6 protein-coding genes are annotated in these 7,900 nt (G+C 63.7%); 2 read left to right on the forward strand and 4 right to left on the reverse strand.

The window, feature by feature from the left end; all coding sequences use genetic code 11:
- Positions 1–839: GNAT family N-acetyltransferase (locus EN906_RS15070; protein ID WP_127375240.1), on the reverse strand; the 839-nt coding region annotated here is incomplete at its 3' end.
- The gene (locus tag EN906_RS15075; protein ID WP_127271016.1) at positions 839–2,239 is read right to left on the reverse strand and encodes a lipopolysaccharide biosynthesis protein; all 1,401 of its coding nucleotides are present in this window, start codon (positions 2,237–2,239) and stop codon (positions 839–841) included. The genes EN906_RS15075 and EN906_RS15070, both read right to left, overlap by 1 nt.
- 357 nt (positions 2,240–2,596) lie before the next feature.
- Here EN906_RS15075 and EN906_RS15080 point away from each other — a divergent pair, with 357 nt between their 5' ends.
- Complete coding sequence (locus EN906_RS15080; protein ID WP_127272361.1) at positions 2,597–3,457, forward strand: restriction endonuclease; 861 nt, start codon at positions 2,597–2,599, stop codon at positions 3,455–3,457.
- A 94-nt stretch (positions 3,458–3,551) separates the two neighbouring features.
- Here the strand turns inward: EN906_RS15080 and secA are convergent, their stop codons facing one another.
- Positions 3,552–6,284 (reverse strand): preprotein translocase subunit SecA, encoded by a 2,733-nt coding sequence (gene secA / locus EN906_RS15085; protein WP_127269308.1) that lies wholly within the window; start codon positions 6,282–6,284, stop codon positions 3,552–3,554.
- Between the two features lie 268 nt (positions 6,285–6,552).
- On the opposite strand from secA, the gene EN906_RS15090 reads away from it, so the two are divergent.
- Positions 6,553–7,470, forward strand: coding sequence for a peptidylprolyl isomerase (locus EN906_RS15090; protein WP_127269307.1), 918 nt, complete (start codon positions 6,553–6,555; stop codon positions 7,468–7,470).
- A gap of 66 nt (positions 7,471–7,536) precedes the next feature.
- Here EN906_RS15090 and EN906_RS15095 read toward each other — a convergent pair.
- Positions 7,537–7,900 (reverse strand): TetR-like C-terminal domain-containing protein (locus tag EN906_RS15095; protein WP_206529092.1); only part of this gene is annotated, 364 nt, incomplete at its 5' end.

Here is a 7,900-nt window from a genome sequence, read left to right on the forward strand (position 1 = left end):
AAGCGGTCGATCGCGATGGCGGTGCGTTCGCGGCCTTTCCAGCCGGCCGCTTCCAGCGACAGGAAGCCTTCGATGGCATGGCGGATGTCTTCGGGGCCGCGCGCCACGACATGCTCAAGCTTGCCAAGGTCGCCAAGGCGCCGCTTCAGGCGGCGGAACTCGCGATAATGGTGCGCGCGCAGCGAGGCCTTCAGATAATCATCTCCATCGAGCTCGCTCTCCAGCGCCGGGCGCTGGATCTGGCCGGTGGTGACCAGCGTCAGGCCGCGCGCCTCGGCCACGGTGGCAAGCAGGCTCGCCACCGGGCCATCGAGCCGGACATCGGCCAGGACGAAGACTTTCGGCAGCTTGAGGTGCGGGCGCGACAGCATCGAGAAGAAGTCTTCGACGACGCCGACCGGATCGTCGCGGTCGACCAGCGGCGTGCCGAGCGGACCGAACGGGCTCGACCATGTGCGCATGACCGGCACGCCGAGCGGCACCACCGGCCGTTCCACCGAGAACGGCACCAGAAGGCGCAGCCGGTTGCGGTATTCGTCGCCGTCGCGGATGACCGCCAGCCGCACCTCGCGGTCCTCCAGCCGCGGCATGGCGGGCGCCAGGAAACGCGGGTTGAAGAACACGTTGGGCTCGACCGTGCGGGCGCAGAGATAATCCAGCTCCTCGACCAGGTCGAAGCCGGCCGATGCCGGATAGATGGCGAGCTTGCGCTCGGGCCGGTTGTTGGCGAGGATTTCAATGTGAGCGGGGTCGGCGTCGCGGGTCAGTCCGGCAAGGCCAGACACCATCGCGCCGGCAGTGCCGCCGCTGGTTTCCTCAAGCAACGGGATGGCAGCCATCACGCGGCTCCTTTCGGGGCTAAGAAGATGAGCATGGCGATGCCGAGCTTGCGCCACACCGTGAAGGAGAGCGCGCCGGCTTCGAAGATCATGGCAAAGGCGGTGGCCATTGCCGCGCCCCACAGGCCGAACATCGGGATGAGCACCACATTGAGGGCGATGTTGAAGGCCAGCGTCATGGCATAGACGGCAGCACAGATGTTCTGGTTGCCGCTCATCGTCAGCAGGCTTTCGCAGGGGCCGACGGCGGCCCGCGCCACGACGCCGAAGACAAGCAGGAACAGCAACGGATAGCCTGATGTGAATTCAGGGCCGAACAGCACCAGCATCGGCTCGCCGAGCGCCAGCACCAGCAGTGCCATCAAGAGCGATGGCCAGAACGTCCACGACACCGTCTCGCGGGCGAAGGCGGCAAGCCTTTGCGGGTCGCCATGGGTGAACTGCGCATAGCGCTGGGCAACGCCGGCCTTGACGGCGAAGTAGACGAAATGCACCAGCGCCAGCGTCTTCACGGTGGCGAAATAAACGGCGACGTCGTTGGGATCCATATAGGCGCCGACCATCAGCACATCGGCATTGGTGAGCAGGAAGAAGAAGCTCTCGACCAGGAAGATCGGCAGCGAGACGACGAACCATTGCGCGAAATGGACCTTTATCGGCCCCGCCGGGATCTGCCGTTCCATGCGCTGGGTGACACCGACGAGTTGTCCCAGCGTGGTGGCGTAGGTGGCGGCGATCGAGGCGAAGATGGCGGTCCTGGCATCGGGTGCGTAGCCCACGAACAGCATCAGCGCCATGAACAGCAGGATCAGCACGGGCCGCACCAGATAGGTCGGCGACAGGGCAAACAGCGCCCAGCTGTTGGCGCGTGCCAGGCCCGACAAAAGGTCGGACATGGCGATCATCGGCAGGCAGATGACGCCGAGGATGAACGGGATCACATAGTAGTTCTCGATCCAGGGTGCCGCCAGCCAGACGCCGAGCGCGCCGAGCCCGGCAATCAGCGTGGAGGCGATCAGCACGAACAGACGGCTGGCTAGCACGATGCCGCGCAGTTCGTCCATCAAGCCGCGCTCGCGATATTCGGGAATGTAGCGGATGACCGAGGTGTGGAAGCCCAGGCAGGCGAGATTGCCGACGATGACCATCGTCACCCAGACGAGGACGAAGATGCCATATTCGAACGAGCCCATCCAGCGTGCCATCAGCACCTGGCTGACGAAGGCGATGACGGCGCTAACGATGCGGACCGAGAAGGCGATGACCGACATGCGGCTCGCCTCGCCGCGCTCGTCGGCGGTGAACAGCACGGCATCGATGCGGCCAAGCAACGGCCCCATGCGCAGCGCCCAACGCTGCGGCAAGAACCGCCCGGCAGTCGTGGCCGCGGAAAAGCGCACCCCGATTTCTCTCCGTTTTCCGCTTCTTTTTCAGGCGTTAGTGTAGCGGAGACACATTAAGAAAACGTGGGTGGGGAGCCCCCTTCGCCCCGTCACTATACGGGGAGAAGGTGCCGGCAGGCGGATGAGGGGCGGCGCTGGCGGTGGGAGGGTTTGCGCTGTGCGCTTGGCAAAGAACGGAGGAAATACGAGCGCAAATGATGGCGGGTTAACATTCAAGCACTTTCCCAGAAGCGCGAAACCCGCTCTAATACGCCCGTTCTGGGGAAACCATGTCACAGCTTATAATTCACGGCCATGTGACTCTGGGGGCCCGAGACAAGTTCGTTGCGCGTTGGGTTGTATGAGGATGGGACGATGAAGGCGACCGTTCCACCCTTTGCAGAGTTCTTTGTGCCGGTCTTGCGGGCATTGGACGCGCTCGGCGGCTCCGCTTCGATCGAAGAGATCGACGACAAGACGGCAGTACTGATGAACATTTCCGATGCGGCGCGGGCGGTGCTGGTTGGTGATGGTCCAAGGGCAAAGTTCGATTATCGCTGCGCCTGGGCACGAAGCTGGCTGAAGAATGCAGGCCTCACGAACAATAGCGAGCGCGGCGTGTGGGCGCTCACGGCGGAAGGCCGGGCATCGCTGTCACTTGCTCCGGAAGAAATCGTACGGCTTGTCAGGCGAGCCGACGCGGCACTACGCAAAGCGAAAACTGTCGTTGCCCCCGAGCGCGTGGAGGCCGAAGCGGAAGCAGCTGATATCGCCTTGAAGGACTGGCGGGAGCAACTGCTCGACATACTTCTGGCGCTTGATCCCGCGGCCTTTGAGCGGTTGTGCCAGAGAATTCTCCGTGAGGCCGGCTTTATCAAGGTCGAGGTGACCGGGAGGAGCGGCGATGGTGGCATCGACGGCACCGGTGTATTGCGGGTCAACCTGCTTTCGTTCCACGTGCTATTCCAGTGCAAGCGTTGGAAAGGCTCGGTGGGGTCAGGCGTCGTGCGCGACTTTCGCGGTGCAATGGTTGGTCGAGCCGATAAGGGCCTTGTCATCACCACCGGTACATTTACCGCGGATGCGCGGCGCGAGGCTGTGCGCGACGGCGCTCCTGCCATCGACCTGATCGATGGTGACGGATTATGCGATCTGCTCAAGGATCAGAAGATCGGCGTGCGAGTGAAGATGGTGGAGGAAGTGACGGTCGACGAGGCGGCATTCGCCGAGTTTTAACGACGCCAATCGCGGAACCCAGCGCCGCCCCTCATCCGCCCTTCGGGCACCTTCTCCCCGTGAACGGGGAGAAGGGAAAAAAAGCGCCGCGCCCTTACGCGAACGCCCCGTGGCAGTGCTTGTACTTCTTCCCCGAACCGCAGGGGCAGGCTTCGTTGCGGCCGACTTTGCCCCAGGTGGCCTGGTTGTTGGGGTCGCGGTCCTCGGGAGCGACGACGGCGGTTGTCTCCGGGCGGACCAGGAGGGCGGTTTCGCCGCCTTCGAAGTCGTTCTCGCCGGTGGTGCCGTCGATGTGGGTGCCGAACATGTCGGGGGCTTCCGGGGGCGGCGCTTCGGCGGCCTGGCGGACCAGTTCGACGCGCATCAGCTGCGCGGTGACGGCCTGGCGCAGATTGCCCAGCATGGCCTGGAACAGCTCGAATGCTTCGCCCTTGTACTCCTGCAGCGGATCGCGCTGGGCGTAGCCGCGGAAGCCGACGACCGAACGCAGATGGTCGAGATTGACGATGTGCTCGCGCCACAGATGATCGAGCGTCTGCAGCACAACCGAGCGCTCGACATAGTTCATCACCTCGGGGCCAAAACGCTCGGCGCGCTCCTTGGCGGCGGCTTCGGCGGCCTGCCCGATGCGCTCGCGGATGTCGTCTTCGGCGATGCCCTCTTCCTTGGCCCAGTCCTCGACCGGCAGGTCGAGGTTGAGGAACTCGGCGATCTCGGCCTTCAGCCCGGCAACGTTCCACTGCTCGGCATAGGCGTTTTCGGGAATGGCCTTGGCGACGATCTCGTCGATGACGCCTTCGCGCATCTCGGCGATCGTTTCGGACAGGCCTTCGCCGTCCATCAGCTCGATGCGCTGCTCGAACACCACCTTGCGCTGGTCGTTGGAGACGTCGTCATATTTCAAAAGGTTCTTGCGGATGTCGAAGTTGCGCGCCTCGACCTTCTTCTGCGCCTTTTCCAGTGCCTTGTTGATCCACGGATGGATGATCGCCTCATCTTCCTTGAGGCCGAGCTTCTGCAGCATGCCGTCCATGCGCTCGGAGCCGAAGATGCGCATCAGATCGTCCTGCAGGGACAGGAAGAATTTCGAGCGGCCGGGGTCGCCCTGACGGCCGGAACGGCCGCGCAACTGGTTGTCGATGCGGCGCGATTCGTGGCGTTCGGTGGCCAGCACGTAGAGGCCGCCGGCGGCCAGCGCCTTTTCCTTCAGCCGCTCGATGTCGGCAATGATTTCCTTTTCCCGCGCCTCGCGCTCGGGTCCGGCCGGCATGTCGCCGAGCTCTTCCTCGATGCGCATCTCGGCATTGCCGCCGAGCTTGATGTCGGTGCCGCGGCCGGCCATGTTGGTGGCGATGGTGATGGCGCCGGGCTTGCCGGCCTGGGCGACGATCGCCGCCTCGCGCTCGTGATGGCGGGCGTTCAGCACTTCGAAATCGGTAAAACCTTCCTTGCGCAGGCGCTCGGCCAGCTGCTCGGACTTTTCGATGGAAGTGGTGCCGACCAGCGTCGGCTGGCCCTTGGCGCTGGCTTCGCGGATCTCTCTCACGATCGCCTTGTATTTCTCCTCGACCGTCCGGTAGACCTCGTCGTCCTCGTCGATGCGCACGACCGGCAGATTGGTCGGGATCTCGGTGACTTCGAGACCGTAGATGTTGCCGAATTCCTCGGCCTCGGTCAGCGCCGTGCCGGTCATGCCGGAGAGCTTCTTGTAGAGGCGGAAATAATTCTGGAAGGTGACGGAGGCCAGCGTCTGGTTCTCCGGCTGGATCGCCACATGCTCCTTGGCTTCGAGCGCCTGGTGCAGGCCTTCCGAATAGCGGCGGCCCGGCATCATGCGGCCGGTGAACTCGTCGATGATGACGATCTCGCCGTTGCGGACGATGTAGTCCTTGTCCTTCTGGAACAGCCGGTGCGCCTTCAGCGCGTTGTTGACGTGATGGACGATGGCGACGTTCTCGACGTCGTAGAGCGACTCGCCCTTGAGCAGGCCGGCATCGCGCAAAAGGTTCTCGAGCTTCTCGGTGCCTTCCTCGGTGAAGATCGAGGTCTTCTGCTTCTCGTCGATCTCATAATCCTGCGGCTGCAGCTGGATGATGAAGGTGTCGATGGTGTTGTACATTTCCGAACGGTCCTCGAGCGGACCGGAAATGATCAGCGGCGTGCGCGCCTCGTCGACCAGGATGGAATCGACTTCGTCGACGATCGCGTAATTGTGACCGCGCTGCACCATCTGGGCGCGCTCGTATTTCATGTTGTCGCGCAGATAGTCGAAGCCGAGCTCGTTGTTGGTGGCGTAGGTGACATCGGCGGCGTAGGCGGCGCTGCGCTCCTCGTCAGACAGGCCATGGACGATGACGCCGACCGAGAGGCCGAGGAACTTGTAGACGCGGCCCATCCATTCGGAGTCGCGGGTGGCCAGGTAATCGTTGACGGTGACGACGTGGACGCCTTTGCCGGCGAGCGCATTGAGGTAGACCGGCAGCGTCGCGACCAGGGTCTTGCCCTCGCCGGTGCGCATCTCGGCAATACCGCCATTGTGCAGCACCATGCCGCCGATCAGCTGGACATCGAAGGGGCGCATGCCGAGCACGCGGCGCGCTGCCTCGCGGGCGGTGGCGAAGGCCGGCACCAACAGGTCGTCGAGTGTGGCGCCATTGGCTATGTCCTGGCGGAACTTCGCGGTGCGGCCGACCAACTCCTCGTCGGAGAGCGCCCGCATCTCGTTTTCCATGGCGTTGATCGCCTCGACACGGGGCCGGGTCGATTTGACCCGACGGTCGTTGGAGGAACCGAAAACCTTACGGGCGAGACCGCCGAGACTGACCATCCAATGGTCCTTTCGATAGAATTCTCAATCTTGAGATGAGCGCCGGCCGGCCCCATCAATTCCACGTGAACACTGGCGAACACATTAGTGAACACTGGCAAACACAAAAAGCGCCCGGAAAACGGTTCTGGACGCAAAGTCGTTGGACAGATAAGAGGGGGCTCAACTGATGTCAACGCCGCGCTGGCCCTGCTGGCTGCGCCAAATTCCGCCACAATCTGGCCGATCTGGAAGCACCCTCTTAACAATCCCCACCGGAGTCCACCCTATGTCCCTGTTGTTCCGCCGCGCGTCGCTCGCCAGCCTTGGCTTGGCCGTCGGCCTGTCGGCCCTTTCGCTCTCGCCGCTGATGGCGCAGCAAACCGCTCCCGCCCCGGCGGATGCAGCAGCGCCAGCCGCGGCACCGGTCGATCCGAATAAGGTTATCGCCACGGTCAACGGCCAGCCCCTGACCGAAGCCGATCTGGTGCTTGCCGAAGGGGAATTGTCACAGCAGTTCGCGCAATTGCCACCCGAGCAGCGCCGTGCCGCAGCGCTCTCGGCTGCCATCGAGATCCGTGTCATGGCCGCCCAGGCGGTCACGTCAGGGCTCGACAAGGATCCCGACTTCCAGCGCCGCATGGCCTTCCTGCAGCAGCGCGCGCTGCATGGCGAGATGGTCGAGAAGGGCGTCGTCGACAAGGTCACCGACGCCGAGGTCCGCGCCCGCTACGACCAGGAAATCGCCAACACGCCGCCCACCAACGAGCTGCATGCCCGTCACATCCTCGTGAAGACGAAGGAAGAGGCCGAGGCCATCATCAAGCAGCTCGACGGCGGCGCCGACTTCCAGAAGCTCGCCAACGAGCACACCAGCGATCCCTCGGGCAAGACCAGCGGCGGCGATCTCGGCTGGTTCGGACCTGGCCAGATGGTGCCGGAGTTCGACAAGGCGGCCTCCGCGCTCGAGGTCGGCAAATACACCGAGCAGCCGGTGCAGTCGCAGTTCGGCTGGCATGTCATCAAGCTCGAGGACAAGCGCACCAAGCAGCCGCCGGCCTTCGACGACGTCAAGGACCAGGCCAAGCAGGCGGTCATCCGCGACAAATATTTTGCGCTGGTCAAGTCGCTGCGCGCCGGCGCCAAGATCGAGATCCCCGACGCGAACCTGAAGAAGACGGTCGATACGCTGGAAAGCGCCAAGTAAGACTGATAGCTCTTTGAAAAGGGCGCGGCAGCCAGGGGTTGCCGCGCCCTTTTTCATCGCCGTTTTTTAAGGGGCGGGCGCCGCTATGCCTCGCATCACGTAGTTGACCGCCTTGCCGATGGCGGCTTCGTCCTCGTCGAGCCGGTTGGTCAACAGATGTCTCCAGGCGAAGGAGGCGATCAGGTCTGCGACAACAGCTGAATCGACGCCGGCCGGGATTTCGCCCCTTGCCTTGGCGCGTTCGATGATCTGGCCGGTATGGGAGCGTCGGCCCAGCGAGTAGTCGGCAAGGGCCGCGGCAGCGGTCTCGTCCGACTGCGCCTCGGCGATCAGCGACCGGAACACGCTTCCCGACGATGTCTCGCGCCAGTGGGTGAACAGGTTTTTCAGGAAGCCGACGAGATCCTCCTCCAGCCGCCCGGTATCGGGA

Source organism: Mesorhizobium sp. M7A.F.Ca.CA.004.06.1.1 (assembly GCF_003999135.1).
GTDB lineage: Bacteria > Pseudomonadota > Alphaproteobacteria > Rhizobiales > Rhizobiaceae > Mesorhizobium.

Coding starts and splice junctions, on each gene's coding strand:
- EN906_RS15080 (WP_127272361.1), top strand. CDS start 2,597: ATGAAGGCGACCGTTCCACCCTTTGCAGAGTTCTTTGTGCCGGTCTTG.
- secA (WP_127269308.1), bottom strand. CDS start 6,284: ATGGTCAGTCTCGGCGGTCTCGCCCGTAAGGTTTTCGGTTCCTCCAAC.
- EN906_RS15090 (WP_127269307.1), top strand. CDS start 6,553: ATGTCCCTGTTGTTCCGCCGCGCGTCGCTCGCCAGCCTTGGCTTGGCC.